19 protein-coding genes are annotated in these 17229 nt (G+C 66.0%); 7 read left to right on the plus strand and 12 right to left on the minus strand.

Going from position 1 to position 17229, the window contains the following annotated elements; genetic code table 11:
* Window positions 1-195 precede the first annotated feature (195 nt).
* Window positions 196-1320 (plus strand): TRAP transporter substrate-binding protein, encoded by a 1125-nt coding sequence (locus H1S04_RS01980; protein WP_181743888.1) that lies wholly within the window; start codon window positions 196-198, stop codon window positions 1318-1320.
* A gap of 50 nt (window positions 1321-1370) precedes the next feature.
* On the opposite strand, the gene H1S04_RS01985 is transcribed toward H1S04_RS01980, so the two are convergent.
* Complete coding sequence (locus H1S04_RS01985; RefSeq protein ID WP_181743889.1) at window positions 1371-1634, minus strand: YjhX family toxin; 264 nt, start codon at window positions 1632-1634, stop codon at window positions 1371-1373.
* Between the two features lie 335 nt (window positions 1635-1969).
* On the opposite strand from H1S04_RS01985, the gene H1S04_RS01990 reads away from it, so the two are divergent.
* Complete coding sequence (locus H1S04_RS01990; protein WP_181743890.1) at window positions 1970-2599, plus strand: 50S ribosomal protein L25/general stress protein Ctc; 630 nt, start codon at window positions 1970-1972, stop codon at window positions 2597-2599.
* Between the two features lie 70 nt (window positions 2600-2669).
* Here H1S04_RS01990 and H1S04_RS01995 read toward each other — a convergent pair whose 3' ends face one another.
* Window positions 2670-3128, minus strand: a complete 459-nt coding sequence (locus H1S04_RS01995; protein ID WP_181743891.1) for an iron-sulfur cluster assembly scaffold protein — start codon at window positions 3126-3128, stop codon at window positions 2670-2672.
* A 58-nt stretch (window positions 3129-3186) separates the two neighbouring features.
* Between H1S04_RS01995 and hisI the strand changes: the two genes are divergently transcribed.
* Window positions 3187-3549 carry a phosphoribosyl-AMP cyclohydrolase gene (hisI, locus tag H1S04_RS02000; protein WP_181743892.1) on the plus strand — a complete coding sequence of 121 codons (363 nt, stop codon included), beginning with the start codon at window positions 3187-3189 and terminating at the stop codon, window positions 3547-3549.
* Here hisI and gluQRS read toward each other — a convergent pair.
* The 7 genes from gluQRS to H1S04_RS02035 all read right to left on the minus strand — a co-directional run bounded on the left by gluQRS (window position 3535) and on the right by H1S04_RS02035 (window position 10316).
* Window positions 3535-4371 (minus strand): tRNA glutamyl-Q(34) synthetase GluQRS, encoded by an 837-nt coding sequence (gene gluQRS / locus H1S04_RS02005; RefSeq protein ID WP_181743893.1) that lies wholly within the window; start codon window positions 4369-4371, stop codon window positions 3535-3537. The two genes, hisI and gluQRS, sit on opposite strands and share 15 nt — an antisense overlap.
* Window positions 4353-5687, minus strand: coding sequence for a methylenetetrahydrofolate--tRNA-(uracil(54)-C(5))-methyltransferase (FADH(2)-oxidizing) TrmFO (trmFO, locus tag H1S04_RS02010; RefSeq protein ID WP_181743894.1), 1335 nt, complete (start codon window positions 5685-5687; stop codon window positions 4353-4355). The genes gluQRS and trmFO overlap by 19 nt, the downstream gene beginning before the upstream one ends.
* Before the next feature lie 70 nt (window positions 5688-5757).
* Window positions 5758-6216 (minus strand): Hsp20 family protein, encoded by a 459-nt coding sequence (locus H1S04_RS02015; protein WP_181743895.1) that lies wholly within the window; start codon window positions 6214-6216, stop codon window positions 5758-5760.
* 100 nt (window positions 6217-6316) lie between these two features.
* A complete protein-coding gene (gene glcF, locus H1S04_RS02020; protein ID WP_181743896.1) occupies window positions 6317-7606 on the minus strand; it encodes a glycolate oxidase subunit GlcF in 1290 nt (429 codons plus the stop codon).
* A complete protein-coding gene (locus H1S04_RS02025) occupies window positions 7603-8640 on the minus strand; it encodes an FAD-binding protein (RefSeq protein ID WP_181743897.1) in 1038 nt (345 codons plus the stop codon). Before H1S04_RS02025 ends, glcF begins: the two co-directional genes overlap by 4 nt.
* Window positions 8630-10072 (minus strand): FAD-linked oxidase C-terminal domain-containing protein, encoded by a 1443-nt coding sequence (locus tag H1S04_RS02030; RefSeq protein WP_181743898.1) that lies wholly within the window; start codon window positions 10070-10072, stop codon window positions 8630-8632. The genes H1S04_RS02025 and H1S04_RS02030 overlap by 11 nt, the downstream gene beginning before the upstream one ends.
* Window position 10073: 1 nt before the next feature.
* Window positions 10074-10316, minus strand: a complete 243-nt coding sequence (locus H1S04_RS02035; RefSeq protein WP_181743899.1) for a YdcH family protein — start codon at window positions 10314-10316, stop codon at window positions 10074-10076.
* Window positions 10317-10396: 80 nt separating this feature from the next.
* Here H1S04_RS02035 and H1S04_RS02040 point away from each other — a divergent pair, with 80 nt between their 5' ends.
* From H1S04_RS02040 to H1S04_RS02050, 3 genes are read left to right on the plus strand one after another with little or no spacing between them, the layout of a single operon-like run.
* Complete coding sequence (locus H1S04_RS02040; RefSeq protein ID WP_255435430.1) at window positions 10397-11116, plus strand: DUF599 domain-containing protein; 720 nt, start codon at window positions 10397-10399, stop codon at window positions 11114-11116.
* A complete protein-coding gene (locus H1S04_RS02045; RefSeq protein ID WP_181743900.1) occupies window positions 11116-12285 on the plus strand; it encodes a hypothetical protein in 1170 nt (389 codons plus the stop codon). The genes H1S04_RS02040 and H1S04_RS02045 overlap by 1 nt, the downstream gene beginning before the upstream one ends.
* Window positions 12282-13652, plus strand: coding sequence for a cytochrome P450 (locus H1S04_RS02050; protein WP_181745372.1), 1371 nt, complete (start codon window positions 12282-12284; stop codon window positions 13650-13652). Before H1S04_RS02045 ends, H1S04_RS02050 begins: the two co-directional genes overlap by 4 nt.
* Here H1S04_RS02050 and pyrH read toward each other — a convergent pair.
* Window positions 13609-14376 carry a UMP kinase gene (pyrH, locus tag H1S04_RS02055; RefSeq protein WP_181743901.1) on the minus strand — a complete coding sequence of 256 codons (768 nt, stop codon included), beginning with the start codon at window positions 14374-14376 and terminating at the stop codon, window positions 13609-13611. The genes H1S04_RS02050 and pyrH overlap by 44 nt on opposite strands.
* A gap of 75 nt (window positions 14377-14451) precedes the next feature.
* Here pyrH and miaA point away from each other — a divergent pair, with 75 nt between their 5' ends.
* Window positions 14452-15336, plus strand: a complete 885-nt coding sequence (gene miaA / locus H1S04_RS02060) for a tRNA (adenosine(37)-N6)-dimethylallyltransferase MiaA (protein WP_181743902.1) — start codon at window positions 14452-14454, stop codon at window positions 15334-15336.
* On the opposite strand, the gene H1S04_RS02065 is transcribed toward miaA, so the two are convergent.
* Together H1S04_RS02065 and H1S04_RS02070 are read right to left on the minus strand one after the other, a co-directional pair.
* Window positions 15337-16104, minus strand: a complete 768-nt coding sequence (locus H1S04_RS02065; RefSeq protein ID WP_181743903.1) for an RlmE family RNA methyltransferase — start codon at window positions 16102-16104, stop codon at window positions 15337-15339.
* Window positions 16104-17225 carry a Ppx/GppA phosphatase family protein gene (locus H1S04_RS02070; RefSeq protein ID WP_181743904.1) on the minus strand — a complete coding sequence of 374 codons (1122 nt, stop codon included), beginning with the start codon at window positions 17223-17225 and terminating at the stop codon, window positions 16104-16106. The genes H1S04_RS02065 and H1S04_RS02070 overlap by 1 nt, the downstream gene beginning before the upstream one ends.
* Window positions 17226-17229: the final 4 nt, after the last annotated feature.

Consider the following 17229-nt stretch of genomic DNA (forward strand, 5'->3'; position numbering starts at 1 on the left):
CCGACTCTATAAAGGGAATGGGGTCAATGAAAAGCCGGATAAAATGGCAACAGCCCCTCAGCAGACTTCCCTAACGTGATCTTTTTGCTGGCGCCTTTTTTACGCGGCGGCAGGTCTTTCGTCTCGACACAACCCAATCGGCGTGCACAATGACGCTCAAGCGGGGCAGGACAAGCCCCGCGCAGTGGAGGAAACATGACTGACAATTCGAAACTTGATCGCCGCCGCTTCCTGACACGTGCGACGATCGGGGGGGCGTCTGCGGCGGCCGCCTCGACGCTGGCGGCGCCTGCGATCGCGCAGGAACAGCCGTCGGTCAACTGGCGCCTGACCTCGTCCTTCCCGAAATCGCTGGATACCATCTATGGCGGCGCCGAAGTGCTGTCGAAGATGGTCAGCGACGCGACCGACGGCAAGTTCAAGATCCAGGTCTTCGCCGCGGGCGAGATCGTCCCCGGCCTGCAGGCCGCCGACGCCGTCAGCGATGGCACCGTCGATTGCTGCCACACGGTTTCCTATTACTACTGGGGCAAGAACCCGACCTGGGCGCTGGGGGCCGCGGTGCCGTTCGGCCTGTCCGCACGCGCCCAGAACGCTTGGCAATATCATGGCGGCGGGATCGATCTGTTCAACGAATTCCTGGCGACCCAGAACATCATCGGCTATCCGGGCGGCAATACCGGCGTCCAGATGGGCGGCTGGTATCGCAAGGAAATCAAGACGGTCGAGGACCTTAAGGGCCTGAAAGTCCGCATCGGCGGTTTCGCCGGCAAGGTGGCGGAAAAGCTGGGCGTGGTGCCGCAGCAGATCGCCGGCGGCGACATCTATCCGGCGCTGGAGAAGGGCACCATCGACGGTGCCGAATGGGTCGGCCCCTATGACGACCAGAAGCTCGGCTTCGCCAAGGTTGCACCCTATTACTATTATCCCGGTTGGTGGGAAGGCGGCCCGACGGTCCACTTCCTGTTCAACAAGGAGAAGTTCGAGGCCCTGCCGCCGATCTACCAGTCGATCCTGCGCACCTGCAGCCAGGCCACCGATGCCGACATGCTGGAAAAATACGACTGGAAGAACCCCAAGGCGCTGAAGGAACTGGTCGCTGGTGGTGCCAAGCTGATGCCCTTCCCGCCGGAAGTGCTGCAGGCCTTCTTCGACGCCGCCAACGAGGTCTATGCCGAGCTGGATGCGACCAACGAAAGCTGGAAGAAGATCTGGGATTCGATCAAGGCCTTCCGCGAGGAATGGTACCTGTACAACCAGACCGCCGAATACACCTATGACACCTTCATGATGATCCAGCAGCGCAACGGCACGCTGTGATCTGACCCGGAGTTGCGGGAAAGGGCGCCCTCGGGCGCCCTTTCTTCGTTTCATCGGGTGCGGTTATCCGCCTGCGCGCGCACCGCCAGCCGGCCAGCCTGCGAAATCCGGTAGGGGCCGGAATTGCGCGACTCGATCAGCCGCTTACGGCGCAGCCGCAGGATCAGCACCACCGGGCAGCCGACCAGCACCGCGCCATCATGCGTGAAGCAGTCGGCATCCAGAATGCGGCCATTGGGGCCGCGCTGGTGGCGAATATGCCCGCCCTGCGCCAGCACGTGCAACACGCGCTGTTCTTCTTTCGAGATATTCATGGCAAAGCCTGTCTGTGAACCAAAAGCCTTCACGGCGCGGCAGAGATCCCCTGCGCGCCGGATGCGACAGACCGGCCCGGACAATCCGGGGCGCGGTCAAAGGCCCGAGACAAGCTCCAACATCGACAATTCCATCTGGATCAGGAATGATGCGCCAGCAGATAGCTGCGACCCGCCCGCCCGGTCAACACGTGGCCGCGCGTCCGGGGCGGCCTGTTGCGCGGATGCCCCGAAAATCCGGGTATTCACCCTTTTCAAACCGCCCAATCCCTGCTATGCGCGCGCCTTCGGCCTCACCCTTGGAGGAGGCCGCGTATACATGAAAGGAAAATATCATGGCCAAAAAGATTCCGGATCTGGTGGCCGAGGCACGCACGGGGACAGGCAAGGGGGCCGCCCGTCAAGCTCGCCGCGAAGGCAAGGTGCCCGGTATCGTTTATGGTGACCACAAGGACCCGGTCGCCATCCAGTTCGACTTCAACAAGCTGCTGACCGCGCTGCGCGCGGGCCGCTTCATGTCCACGCTGTGGAACCTGAAGGTCGACGGTCAGGAAGACGTGCGCGTCATCTGCCGTGGCGTTCAGAAAGATGTGGTCAAGGACCTGCCGACGCATATCGACTTCATGCGCCTGCGCCGCACCACCAAGGTGAACCTGTTCATCCATGTCGACTTCATCAACGCCGAGGCCAGCCCCGGTCTGAAGCGCGGCGGCACGCTGGTGACGGTGCGCCCCGAGGTCGAGCTGATCGTGACTGCCGGCGACATCCCCGAAAGCATCACCGTGGACCTGACCGGTCGCCAGATCGGCGATTCGATCCACATCCAGGACATCACCCTGCCGGCCGGCGCCAAGCCGACCACCGACCGCAACTTCGTCATCGCCAACATCGCCGCCCCGTCGGCGCTGGTGTCGGCCGATAACGAGGAAGGCACGGACGAAGAAGAAACCCCCGCCGAGGCCTGATCCTCGCCGGTATGCGAACGAAAAGGCGGCGCGATTGCGCCGCCTTTTTTCATGACCGGGATCGTGCCTGTCAGCCCGAGGCCGATTGCGCCTGCGACCCCACCGCATCGATCGCATCAAGCGTCGCCAACCAGCAGAGCATGATCGAGGCGTGGCGGTTGGGATAATCGCGAGCGGGCATCAGAACCTCCAGGCCCCGCCAGGGTGCGTCGGGGACCGGGCCGCCCTCTTTCAACATGGCCGAAAGCTGCGCCGCGCCGCGCGCGATCTCGTCCCGGCTGGCGCCGATGATCGCCTGTCCCAGAACACCCGCCGAAGCCTGACCCAGCGCGCAGGCCCGCACCTCCTGCCCGAAACCGGCGATGCGGCCGTCTTCCAGCCGCACATGCGCCGTCACCGTCGATCCGCATTGCGGCGAACGCTTCATGGCGCTGCCCTCGGCGTCCGCCAGCTTGCCCAGATGCGGGATATCCGCCGCCAGCGCGAGGATCCGTTTCGAATAAAGCTGCATCATATCGGCGTCGGACATGGTTTTCCTCGCATGGTTGCGAGATTAGATAGGCACCGAAGCCGCGAAAGGAAAGACGATGTTCGACCCCGCCACCCTGCACTATGACGCCCATGGGCTGATCCCCGCCATCGCGCAGGACGCCACGAATGGCGATGTGCTGATGATGGCCTGGATGAATGCCGAAGCCGTGGCGCGCACGCTGGAGACGGGTCGGGTGACCTATTGGTCGCGGTCGCGCCAGTCCTTCTGGGTCAAGGGCGAGACCTCGGGCCACGTCCAGAAACTGGTGGAAATGCGCGTCGATTGCGACCGCGACACGCTGCTGGTGCTGGTCGACCAGGCCGGTCCCGCCTGCCACACCAACCGCCGGTCCTGTTTCTTCACCGCCCTGCGCGACGGCGCCGAGGTCGAGATCCTGCGCCCGTTACAGGCCGACTAGGGCGCGAATATCGGCTGCGCTGGCCCCCTGCCCGCGCAGTTCGCGCAGGGATCGGGCGTCGTCGCGCTTGGCCAGCCGCTTGCCGGCATCGTCCCGGATCAGCCGGTGATGGTGATAGTCCGGCGTGGGCAGGTCTAGCAGGCGTTGCAGCAGCACGTGAATCCACGTCGACTCGAACAGATCCAGACCGCGCGTGACTTTGGTGATGCCCTGCGCCGCATCGTCCACCACCACGGAAAGGTGATAGGATGTCCCCATCCCGCGCCGCGCCAGAACCACGTCCCCGATGCCGGTCACAAACGCCTCGCGCGTCAGGACATGCGGACTGTGATCATTGAAATTCAGCATGTTATCGCCAAGAACCGAGAAAGCCGCCTCGGCATCCAGCCGGATCACATCGCCCTCTGCGATACCGTACATCCGCCGCCCGCGACAGGTGCCGGGATAGACCAGCCCGTCCGGTCCCAGGATCGGCGCGCCTTCCTGCGGAGCCGAAAGCGCCGCCCTGATATCGCCCCGCGTGCAGCTGCAGGGATAGGTGACGCCCAGCTCGGCCAGATGATCCAGCGCAGCCTGATAGACGGCCAGCCGGTCCGACTGGCGCATCACCGGCTGCGGCCAATCCAGACCCAGCCATTCCAGGTCCTCGAAGATCGCAGCCTCGAATTCCGGGTGGCAGCGGTCGCGGTCGATATCCTCGATCCGCAGCAGGAACTGACCGCGGTCCGCCGCATCGAAGGCGGTCAGCGCCGAAAACGCGTGGCCCAGATGCAGAAGCCCCGTCGGCGAGGGCGCAAAGCGCGTTACTGCCCCGCCAGCCATGCCCGGAAATCATCCTTCGCGCGGGTGGTATAGGCCGGATAGCGGGCCTTGCGCCCGCGCCGGCCGCCCTTCGCGTCAATCGGCGGGAACAGCCCGAAATTCACGTTCATCGGCTGGAAGGTCTTGGCCTCGGCGCCGCCGGTGATGTGGTGGATCAGCGCCCCCATGGCGGTGTTGCCCGAGGGCGGCGCAAGGTCACCACCCTTGGCCTCGGCCGCGGCCATCCGACCCGCCAGCAGACCCATGGCAGCGCTTTCGACATAGCCCTCGACGCCGGTGACCTGACCGGCAAAGCGCAGGTTCGGCCGGCTGCGCAGCCGCATCCGGTCGTCCAGCAGCGTGGGCGAGTTCAGGAAGGTGTTGCGGTGAATGCCGCCAAGCCGCGCAAAGCCGGCATCCTGCAGGCCGGGGATCATGCGCAACACCTCGGTCTGGGCGCCATATTTCATCTTGGTCTGAAAACCAACGATATTATACAGCGTTCCCAATGCGTTATCCCGCCGAAGCTGGACGACCGCATAGGGCTTCTCGTCCGGCCGGTGGGGGTTGGTCAGTCCCACCGGCTTCATGGGACCGAAGCGCAATGTCTCGCGCCCCCGCTCGGCCATGACCTCGATCGGCAGGCAGCCGTCGAAATAGCCGGCGGTCTCGCCCTCGTGAAACTCGGTCTTGTCCGCGGCCAGAAGCGCGTCGATGAAGGCCTCATATTCGGCCTTGGTCATCGGGCAGTTGATATAGGCGGTGCGTTCTTCCTCGGTCTCGCCCTTGTCGTAGCGCGACTGCCGCCAGGCGGTGCTCATGTCGATGCTTTCCGCATAGACGATGGGGGCGATGGCGTCGAAGAAGGCCAGCGACTCCGCCCCGGTTTCGACGCGGATCGCCGCCCCCAGTGCGGCCGAGGTCAGCGGTCCGGTGGCGATGATCCAGCGCCCTTCGCGCGGCAATTCGGCGATCTCGCCCGCCTCGACCGAGATCAGCGGTTCGGCCCGCAGCGCGGCGGTGACATCGGCCGAAAAGGCATTGCGGTCGACGGCAAGCGCCCCCCCGGCAGGCAGCTTGTGGCGATCGGCCATGGCCATGATCAGGCCGCCGGCCGCACGCATCTCCCAATGCAGCTGACCCACGGCATTGTTTTCGTCATCGTCCGAGCGGAACGAGTTCGAGCAGACCATCTCGGCGAAATCGCCGGTCTTATGCGCGAATGTTTCGACCACGGGCCGCATTTCATGCAGCACGACCGGCACCCCGGCACGTGCGATCTGCCAGGCGGCCTCCGAACCGGCGAGGCCGGCACCGATGATGTGAATGGGTTCCATGGGCGGCGGTTAGCAATCCGTGGCGCGGGACGCAAGATGCGGCGCGGGGTCGCCCCCGCGCCTGCGGGAATCAGGCGTCCAGCTTTTCGACGCGGGGCGTGGTGGCGATCCGTTCGATGGCAATCCGGCGCGGCTTCAGCGCCTCCGGCACTTCACGGATCAGCTCGATATGCAGCATCCCGTCGCGATGCGAAGCGCCTTCGACGCGGATATGTTCGGCCAGCGTGAAGCGCCGCTCGAAGGCGCGATTGGCGATACCGCGATGCAGGAAGGTGCGCTCGCCCTCGGTCTCGGCCTTCTTCGCGGCGACGATGACGGCACCGTCGCGCAACTCGACGCTCAGGTCGTCGGCGGCGAAACCGGCCACGGCGACCGAGATGCGATAGCTGCTCTCGCCGGTCTTTTGGATGTTGTAGGGGGGATAGCTCTGGCCGGCACTGTCGGCGGACAGCACGCGGTCCATCAGGTCTGCCATGCGGTCGAAACCGACCGAGGCACGATACAGAGAAGCGCGATCAACATGACGCATTGTTACATCCTTTCAAAGCGATGCGATTCAGGCCCCCGGACACCGGGCGGCGATGACGGGAACCCTCGCGGCGTCCCCATGCGTTCAGTTGGGATCAGCTTCAGGTGGTTTCAAGGGCGCGCGGCCGGGGGCCGCCTGTTGCCCAATCCAGCAATTCGACCGTGTGGACGATGGGCGTGGCCGTCGCCGACCCGATCTGGATCATGCAGCCGATATTGCCCGCCGCGATGATATCGGGCGCCGTCGCTTCCAGCGTGGCCACCTTGCGGCGCTTCAATTCCCCCGAGAGTTCCGGCTGCAGCAGGTTGTAGGTCCCGGCCGAGCCGCAGCAGAGATGCGGGTTTTCCGGGTCCACGATCGTAAAACCCGCCTGCGCGAGCAGGTTTTTCGGCGCGGTCTTGATTTGCTGGCCATGCTGCAGCGAACAGGCCGAATGATAGGCCACGCGAGCCGCCTTGGGCGAAATCTCGGGCAGGCCGAAGACCTCGAAGAACTCGGTCACGTCCTTTGCCAGCCCCCCGATCCGCCTGGCGTCCTCCTCCACCGGATCGCCGGCGAACAGGTGGCCATAATCCTTGATCGTGGTGCCGCAGCCCGAGGTATTGATGATGATCGCATCCAGCGGGCTTTCGCGATCCGCCGCGATCAGCGAGGCGATGGCCGCCCGCGCGGTCGCCTTGCCCTCGTCCTCGCGCCCCATATGCAGGGTCATCGCGCCACAGCAGCCGAAATCTTTGGGGATCACCACCTCGCATCCGGCGCGGCGCAGCAGCCGGATGGTGGCGTCGTTGATATCGGTGTTCAGCGCCCGCTGCGCGCAGCCGATCATCAGGGCGACACGGGCGCGTTTTTCGCCAAGCGGCGCGAAGGTCTGGGCATCGTCGTTGCGGCTGACCGGCGGCAGGCTGGACGGGGCCATTTCCAGCATCGCCCGCAATCGAGCATCCGGCACCAGCCCGCGGAAAGGTCTGGCGATTTTTGCGCCCAGCATGGCCAGCCGGAAGCGCCCGGCATGGGGCACGATCTGTGCCAGCATCCAGCGCAGTGCGCGGTCGTGCCAGGGACGGCGATAGGTGGCCTCGATATGCGCCTTGCCGATCTCCAGCAGATGCGCGTAATGCACGCCCGATGGGCAGGTGGTCATGCAGGCCAGACAGCCCAGACAGCGGTCAATATGGGTCACCGTGCGGGCATCTGCCGGGCGCCCCGATTCCAGCATGTCCTTCATCAGATAGATGCGCCCGCGCGGGCTGTCCAATTCATCACCACGAATGAGGAATGTCGGGCAGGTCGCTGTGCAGAAACCACAATGCACGCAAGTGCGCAGGATCTTGTTGGCTTCGGCCAGATGCGGATCGGTCAGCTGTTCGGGGGTAAATTCGGTCTTCATCTGCGTCCTGCGAACAATCCGCGCGGGTCGAAAGCGGCGCGCAGACCGACTTCGAGCCGGGCGGTGACGGGATCGGCCTGGGGCAGCTGCGCGGCCTCGCCCGTGATCCGGGTGGCGCGTGCGCCGGGCGGCAGATCGGGGCGCCAGCCGACGGGCGCCTCGGCCCAGATCAGCGACCCGCCCCAGTCGATGGCATGGCGCCCCGGCAGTTGTGCCAGCACCGCCGGTGCCTGCGAGGGCCGAAGAACGATCCGCCACACGGGCCCTTCAGCCACCTGAGGATAATCGCGCAATTCATTGAAATCTTCTGCAATTTCGACGATTTCGGCGGATCCGAACCGTGCCAGTGCCGCCGCCAGGGCACGGGCGCGCAGCTCAACCGATCCGGGCAGCCCTTCCAGCCGCAGGACCACCCGGCCAACTGGCAGCCGCCCGGCCCCGGTCACGTCGTAAGGGCCGCCAAGCGCCGTGGTCATGGCGGCAATGGCGCTGGCATCGTCCAGCCCGTCCAGCCGCAACACCGCGCGCGTCGGTGGCACCGGGGTCGTCCTGAAAGCGATCTCCGTGATTGCGCCCAGCGTGCCGCGCGACCCAGCCAGCAGCTTCACCAGATCATAGCCGGTGACATTCTTCATCACCCGGCCGCCATTCTTGACGATCTGGCCGTCGCCAGTGACCAGCCGCACGCCCAGCATTGCATCGCGGCACGCGCCGCCCGAAACCCGGCGGGGCCCCGAAGCATTGCTGGCGGCCACCCCGCCCATGGTCGAGCCGGGGCGCGGATCGGGTTCAAACCCGAGCATCTGTCCTTCGGTGGCAAGCGCCGCCTGCACCTCGGCCAGCGGCGTGCCGGCATGCACCACCAGTGTCAGGGCGGCGGGTTCATAAAGCGTGATCCCGGTCATTCCGCGCATGTCGATGCGCATGCCCTGCCCCTCGCCCGGCTGCAGGCGCGAGGCCCCGCCGGTGATCGCAACCGGACCCGCAGCGCCGCGCAGCATCGCCGCCAGATCGGCTTCGCTCTCAGGCCGCATCGGACCTCCGGCGGGCAGAGCTGGCCAGCGGAAACACCTTGGCCGCATTCAGCCGCCATGTCGGGTCGAAGACATCCTTCACCTGCATCTGCAATTCCAGATCCTCGGGCGTGTATTGCGTGCCCATCAGCTCGCGCTTTTCCACCCCCACGCCATGTTCGCCGGTCAGGCAGCCGCCGACCTCGACACAGAGGCGCAGGATCTCGGCGCCGAGCGCCTCGCAGCGTTCCAGATCGCCGGGGGTGTTGGCGTCGAACAGGATCAGCGGGTGCATATTGCCGTCGCCGGCGTGAAAGACATTGGCGACGCGCAGCCCCGCCTCTGCCGACAATTCGCCGATGCGGTTCAGGACATGGGGCAGTTCGCTGACCGGGATCGTGCCGTCGAGGCACATGTAATCGCTGATGACACCCATCGCGCCGAAAGCGGATTTGCGGCCCAGCCAGATGCGCCTGGATTCGTCCTCGGAGCGGGATTCGCGGATTTCCACCGGGCCGAATCCCTCGGCGATCTGGCGGATCAGCGTCAGTTGCTCGTCGATTTCGGGGGGCGTGCCCTCGACCTCGATAATCAGCAGGGCCTCGCATTGGGGATAACCCGCGCCGCAGAAGTCTTCGGTCGCGGCGATGCAGGGACGGTCCATGTATTCGATGGCGACCGGCAGGATGCCCGAGCGGATGATCGCGGCCACGCAGGCGCCTGCGGTTTCGGCGCTGTCGAAGGCCACCAGCACCGGGCGTGCGCCTGCGGGTTTGGGCAGGATGCGCAAGGTGGCTTCGGTCACGATGCCCAGCTGGCCTTCGGAGCCGCAGATGAGGCCCAGCAGGTCAAGGCCCGCGCCCTCGCCCATCGGGCCGCCCAGCTCCACGACCGAGCCGTCCATCAGCACCATGGTCACGCCCAGCAGGTTATTGGTGGTCACGCCGTATTTCAGGCAATGCGCCCCGCCCGAGTTCATGGCGATATTGCCGCCGATCGCGCAGGCCAGTTGCGAGGACGGATCGGGCGCATAGAAGAAGCCCTGCCCCTCGACCGCGCCGGTCACCGCCAGATTGGTGCGCCCGCATTGCACGCGGATCAGCCGGTCCTCGGGCGAGATCTCCAGGACCGCATTCATCCGCGCCAGCCCGATCATCACCGCATCTGCGGTGGGCATGGCGCCGCCCGCAAGGCTGGTGCCAGCACCGCGCGGCACCACCGGCACGCCCTCCTCGGCGCAGATCCGCAGCACTGCCGCGACTTCCCCGGTGGTCGAGGGGAGCACCACCACCAGGGGCGGGCAGCGATAGGCGGACAGCGCATCGCATTCATAGGCGCGCGTCTCGGCCGGATCGGTGATGACGGCCGCCTTGTCGGCCAGCACCGCCCGCAGCCGCTGCGCGATCTGGTCGCGGCGGCCGATAACGCCCGCATCGGGGGCGGGCATCTGCATCTCAGGCCTTCGCGGCGGCGATGGCGCGCGCGATCTGGTCCTTCAGCAGGACGCGACGGCGGCGCATCTCGGTCTCGGCATCTTCGGCGGTCGGCTTGACGAAGGTTTCCGCGGCCACGACCTCGTCGTTGAGGCTGTCATATTCCTCCAGAAGCTTGGCGAAATGCGCGTCCGAGACCTTCAATTGATGAATGATCTCAGCGTCGTCGGGGAATTCTTCATGAATGGCATGAGGCGCGGCCAATTCATCCTCCTCTGGCTATATTTCCCATTGTTAAAGGCCACCTTTGCGACTCGCAACCGCAACAATCTCGTCCTATCACTATGTCTATGCATATGCCGTCGATCCTGTCCGTTCTGTCCACCGGTGATATCGCCGCGCTGATCTGGCTGTTCGCGGCCTGGATCGGGATCGGCTATCTGACTGAGCACCCGCCGAAAAATCACCCTTCGGTCACAGTGCTGATGGTCAATTACCGGCACGAATGGATGCGCCAGTTCATCACCCGCCAGCCGCGCATCTTCGACAGCGCGATCCTGCAGACGCTGCGCGAAGGGCCGACCTTCTTCGCCTCGGCCTGCCTGATCGCCATCGGCGGCGGCATGGCGCTGGTGGGCAATCCCGAGCGCCTGAGCCAGGTCGCGGGTGAGCTGGAACTTGGCGGCGTCCCCACCGTGCTGTGGCAGGTCAAGGTCATCACGGCGCTGTTCTTCGTCGCCAACGCGCTGCTGAAATTCATCTGGTCGCACCGGCTGTTCGGCTATTGCGCGGTGATGATGGCCTCGGTGCCGAATGACCCGGCCGATCCGCTGGCGACCATCCGCGCCCATCAGGCGGCCGAGATCAACGTGACCGCCGCCAAAAGCTATAACATGGGTCTGCGCAATATCTATTTCTCGCTGGCGGCGCTGGGTTGGCTGGTCGGGCCCTGGGGGCTGTTCGTGACCACCTGTTTCGTGCTGGGGCTGACCTGGCGGCGCGAATTCGCGTCGCATTCGCGGCAGATCATGCTGCAGGACCTGCCGAAAATCGGCAAGATCTGATGCGGCGCCGGGTACTGTACATCCCCGGTTACGACCCGATTCCGCCCCGCCGCTACCGCGAGCTTTACAGGCGCGAGGGGGCGGATCAGGCCGCCATCAGCGGCTATGCGCTGGAAACCGGCGCGCGAACCGATCGCACCGGCTTTGGCTGGGGCGCCAGCACCGTCACCGCCGGGCAGCCCGGCCGGGCCGAGTTCGAGGTGCTGGTCTGGTCCGATATTGTCGCCGCCTCCATGGGGCAGTCGATTGCCGCGACCTACGGGCAGCTGGCGCGCACGGCCTGGGCCTATATCGGCTCGGGCGCGTTATGGCGGCTGATGCGGCTCAGGCGCGGGCCGGTGCTGGCGGCGCTCTATCCCATCGCGGCGCTGCTGGGGCAGGCGCTGGCGGCGGGATTGGCCGGGTGGCTGGCGGGCTGGCTGGTGGCGCTGGTGGCGACGTGGTGGCTGGGGCTGCCGGTGGCGCTGGCGGTGTTCGTGCTGGGGCTGCGGCAATGGCGCAAGCTCGACGGACGGATCTTTGCCCATTACCTGATGCATGACTATGCCTTCACCGCGCAGAATGGCGGGGCCTATCCGTCCGCGCTTCAGGCCCGGATCGACGCCTTTGCCGACCGCATCGCCGAAGTGGCGCAGGAGGACTGGGACGAGGTGCTGGTCGTCGGCCATTCCTCGGGCGCCTATATCGCGGTTTCGACGCTGGCGGGGCTGGCGCGGCAGGGGCGGCTGCCGGCGCATGTCGCGCTACTGACGCTGGGCCATGTGGTGCCGATGGCGTCCTTCCTGCCGGGCGCCCGCGCGCTGCGCCGCGATCTGCATGATCTGGCGGCGGTGCAGCAGGTCTGGGTCGATGTAACTGCCCCTGGGGATGCCTGCAGCTTCGGCCTCTGCGATCCGGTCGCGGTGTCGCGCTGCGTGCCTGCGGACGGCGGCGGCCCGCTGGTGCTGTCGGCGGCCTTCACCCGCACGCTTTCGCCTGAAAAGCAGCAGTCCCTGCGCCACCGCTGGTTCCAGCTGCACTTCCAGTATCTCTGCGCCTTCGACCGGCCCGGCGATTATGACTATTTCCAGATCACCGCCGGGCCGCTGACGCTGGCCGAGCGCTTCGCGGGACGCCGCCATTCGCCGGGGCGCATCACCACTCCCGCCAACAGATGGCACTACCCATGATCCCGCCCAAACCCCCCAGCAGCCAAGCCAAGGGCGGCATCCTGCACTATATCCGCGCCTTCCGCCGCGACCTGTTGTCGGCGCTGCCCGCGCGGCTCTATCGGGCATGGATGGCCGAGTTCCGCAGCGGCCCCATCCACAGCTTCCTTTGCAACGACCCCGATCTGGTCGCGCGGGTGCTGCGCGAACATCCCGACGACTTCCCCAAATCGAACCGCCTGCGCGAGGGGCTGGCCCCGCTTCTGGGCCGCTCGGTCTTTGTGACCAACGGCGCGGAATGGCAGCGTCAGCGCCGCATCATCGATCCCGCCTTCGAAGGCGGCCGCCTGCGCGAGATCTTCCCGCAGATCTGGGACGCGAGTTGCGCCGCCGCCCGCCGCCTGCCGCCGACAGGTGAAATCGACCTCGAACCGGTAACCTCGCATGCTGCAGCGGATGTGATCTTCCGCACGTTGTTCTCGATCCCGATCGAGGACGCCACCGCCGCGCAGGTCTTTTCCGCATTCCGCGCTCATCAGGACGCGCAGCCCATCGTGAATGCCGCCGCGCTGATCCCGCTGCCTGCGTGGTTTCCGCGCTTTCATTCGCGCCGCACCCGGACCACCGCCGCCCATATCCGCGGCCTGATCGCGCAGCTGGTCGCCGAGCGCGCCGCCCGCATCGCCGCGGGCACCGCGCCGGATGATCTGGCGACCAAGATCATGACTACCCCCGATCCGCTGACGGGGCAGCGCTTCACACCGCCCGAAATGGTCGATCAGGTGGCGATCTTCTTTCTGGCCGGCCACGAAACCAGCGCCTCGTCGCTGGCCTGGGCGCTGTGGCTGCTGGCCGCCAATCCCGATTGGCAGGCGCGTGTCGCGGCCGAGGCGCGGGCGGAGCTTGATCCAGAAAATCCCGCCTTTTCATTGGTTTCCTGCCTGAAGCTCAGCCGGGCAGTCTTCCGCGAGGCACTCCGCCTTTACCCCCCCGTGCCAATGATGGTGCGCGAGGCCGCCTGCCCTGAAACCTTCCGAGAGCGCGCGGTGCCGAAAGGGGCGCAGATCGTCATCTCGCCCTGGCACCTGCACCGCCATGAACGGCTGTGGGACAATCCCGACGGCTTTGACCCCGCGCGATGGGAGACTGCGAACGGACGCGACTGCCAGCGTCGGGCCTATATCCCGTTTTCGGCCGGCGCGCGGGTCTGTCCCGGCGCGGGTTTCGCGATGGTCGAAGGGCCGCTGATGCTGTCGCTGATCCTGCGGGATCACCGGCTGGAGACGACCACCCCGCCCGTGCCCGTCGCCCGGCTGACCGTGCGCGGGCGGGACGGGATCAGGGTCAGGATTTCACCTCGCGACCCTGACGGGTCCTGCCGTCGGTGACGCGGGTATAGGTGCCCTCGCCCGACAGGATGCCGCGAAAACCGCCCGGCTCGTCCAGCGAGAACACGATGATCGGCAGCTTGTTGTCACGCGCCAGCGCTATCGCCGAGGCATCCATCACGCCCAGGTTTTTCTGCAGCGCCTCGTCATAGGTGACCTCGTCATAGCGCAGGGCATCGGCGAACTTGTTCGGATCCTTATCATAGACCCCATCGACCTTGGTGCCCTTGAAGATCGCCTGGCAGTTCATTTCCGAGGCGCGAAGGGTGGCGGCGGTGTCGGTGGTGAAATAGGGGTTGCCGGTGCCCGCCGCGAAGATGATGACGCGCTTCTTTTCCAGGTGGCGCACGGCGCGGCGGCGGATATAGGGCTCGGCCACCTCGTCCATGCGGATGGCGCTGATGACGCGGGTGTGGATGCCTTTGGCTTCCAGCGCCGATTGCATCGCCAGCGCGTTCATCACCGTGGCCAGCATGCCCATGTAATCGGCGGTGGTGCGTTCCATCCCCTGCGCCGAGCCCTGCAGGCCCCGGAAGATATTGCCGCCGCCGATGACCATGCAGACCTCGACGCCCATGTTCTGGACCGATTCGACCTCGTCGGCGATGCGGGCGATGGTCGGCGGGTGCAGGCCGTAACCCTGATCGCCCATCAGCGCCTCGCCCGAGATCTTCAACATCACCCGGTCATAGCTGGTCGGGGTCTTTACTTCGGTGTCGCTCATCTGCTTTGCCCTTCCAGCGGTTCAATTGGTCCGCAAAATGTCGCAAAAGGGCCAAAGGTTCAACTGGGTGCACGCATGGATGCGCAGAAGATCATCGCCGGGCTGGACCCGGATCGCCATGTGGTGATCGCGGGGCCGACCGCTTCGGGAAAATCGGCGCTGGCATTGAAGATAGCGCAAATGCAGGGCGGCACGGTGGTCAATGCCGATGCACTGCAGATCTGGTCGTGCTGGCAGGTGCTGACCGCGCGGCCCGATCGGCAGGACGAATCTGTCGCCCCGCACGCACTTTACGGCCATGTCGATCCGGGCAGCAACTATTCGGTCGGGGACTGGTTGCGGGACGTCGCCGGGCTGCGCGGGCGGCTGATCGTCGCGGGCGGCACGGGGCTGTATCTGACGGCGCTGACTTCGGGTCTGGCGCAGATCCCGACGGTTTCGGCCGAAATTCGGGCGCGTGGCGATGCCTGGCTGGCCGCAGGGGGATTGGCGCAGATGGTCGCCACCCTCGATGCGCCGACGCGCGAGAAGATCGACATCCGGAATCCCGCACGCGTGCAGCGGGCATGGGAAGTGCTGGAAGCCACCGGGCGCGGGATTTCTGACTGGCAGCAGGACACACCCGCCCCCCTCATCCCGCCCGAGGCGGCCCATTGTCTGGTGCTGACCTCGGACCGGGACTGGCTGGCGGACCGGATCGATCGCCGCTTTCGACAGATGTGGAATCAGGGTGCGGTCGAGGAGGTGCGCGCGATGCTGCCCCGATGGGAGGCAAACGCGCAATGGACCCGCGCCATCGGCGCCCCCGAGATCGCCGCCTATCTGCGGGGCGAGAGCGACGCGGAAACCGCCATCGCACATTCGATCATCGCCACCCGCCAATATGCGAAATCACAGCGGATCTGGTTCCGCAACCGCATGAAGACCTGGGAAACGCTGTGGATGGGGCCGGAGGGTTGATCAACCCTCTGCCACATCTTCCTTGGCCTGCGCGCCACGGAACCCCATCGCGACCACGAATTTTTCCGACGAATCGGCGCGCGAGGCGCCCGGCTTCACATTCGCCACCTTGTCGAAATTCTGCTTCAGCAGCGTCTGCAGGTTCTGTTCCGCCCCGCCGGCCAGAACCTTGGCGACAAAAGTGCCCCCCGGTGCCAGCACATCAAAGGCCAGCTGCGCCGCCGCCTCCACCAGGGCCACGATGCGCAGATGGTCGGTGCCCTTGTGGCCCGAGGATGCGGCGGCCATGTCGGACATGACCACATCGGCCTCGCCGCCCAGCCAGTCCTTCACCTTCGTGTCGGCGCCGTCTTCCAGGAAATCCAGCACATGGATTTCCGCACCGGGGATCGGATCGACCTCCTGCAGGTCCACCCCGAGGATGCGGCCGACCTTCTTGCCCGATTTCTCGCCCAGGGCGTTGATGCGCGGGATCGCCACCTGAAGCCAGCCACCGGGCGCACAGCCCAGATCGACGACCCGCGCGCCGGGCACGAGGAAGCGATATTTATCGTCCAGCTCCATGATCTTGTAGGCCGCCCGGCCGCGATAACCCTCACGCCGCGCCCGCGCCACATAGGGGTCGTTCAGCTGCCGCTCCAGCCACAGGGTCGAGCTGAGCTTGCGCCCCTTGGCCGTCTTCACCCGCACCTTCAGATCGCGCTGCCCCCGCCCCGAGGATTTGCGTTCGCGCGGCCCGTCCACGCCGCCGCCCGGCTTCTTCACCATCAGGTTACCCCGTTCAGTTCGTCATCGGTGATGGCCCCGTCGCGGACCATCTGGGAATACAGCAAGCCCTCGCGCAGGCCGCGATCGGCGACCGACAGCCGCCGGGTCGGCCAGATGCGCATCAGCGTCTGCAGGATCGCGGCGCCCGACATGATCAGCGCGTGCCGTTCACGCCCGATCCGCGGATCGGCGCGCCGGCCTTCGGGGCCGAGCGCCAGATAATTGCGGATCACGGCGTCGATTTCGGCGCTCGTCATGGTCAGGCCGTCGACCTTGGTGCGGTCATAACGCTTCAGCCCCAGATGGCTGGCTGCCACCGTGGTCACCGTTCCCGAGGTGCCGATGATCTGAAAACCGCGTTCCGGCGCACCCTTGGCGTAAGGCGCGAAATCGGCCAGCATTTCCTCGAAATACCAGCTCATGAGGGCAAAACGGCCGGGATCGTCGGTGACATCGGCGAACTGGTCGCGCAGCGTCGCGACGCCCAGCGGGACGGAGATCCAGTCGACCACCCGCGCGCCCCCCGGCGCGGTCGAGTTGAACCCATTGCCGAGTTTCATGATCGCGCGCGAACGCTCGCGCGGATCGACATCGCCCAGATCGATCCAGACGAGTTCGGTCGAGCCGCCGCCGATATCGACGACCAGCAGCTGCTCGGTCTTCTGATTGACCAGCGGCGCGCAGGAGATGACGGCAAGGCGCGCCTCCTCCTCGGCCCCGATGACCTCGATCGGCAGGCCGGTCTCGCGCCGGATCATGCGCATGAAGTCGCGGCTGTTGCGCGCGCGGCGGCAGGCCTCGGTCGCGACCAGGCGCATGTTCTGCACCTCATGCTGCTCCAGCTTGCGCCTGCAGACCTGCAGCGCATGAACGGTGCGTGACATGGACGCACGCGACAACCGGCCCGAGGCCTCCAGCCCCTGACCGAGCTGGACCGGCTTCGAGAAGCTGTCGACAACCTGAAACTGACTGCCCGTCGGTCGGGCAATCAGCATCCGGCAACTGTTTGTTCCCAAATCCAAAGCCGCGTAAAGCGACCCCGAATCGGGCTGGCGGGTGCCTGACGGCTCAACCTTAGGAGTCGGGAACGCGTCCACACCCGCAGGACGCCTGGGCGCCATGGTC

Source organism: Paracoccus sp. S1E-3, assembly GCF_013868135.1.
Taxonomy (GTDB): Bacteria; Pseudomonadota; Alphaproteobacteria; order Rhodobacterales; family Rhodobacteraceae; genus Paracoccus.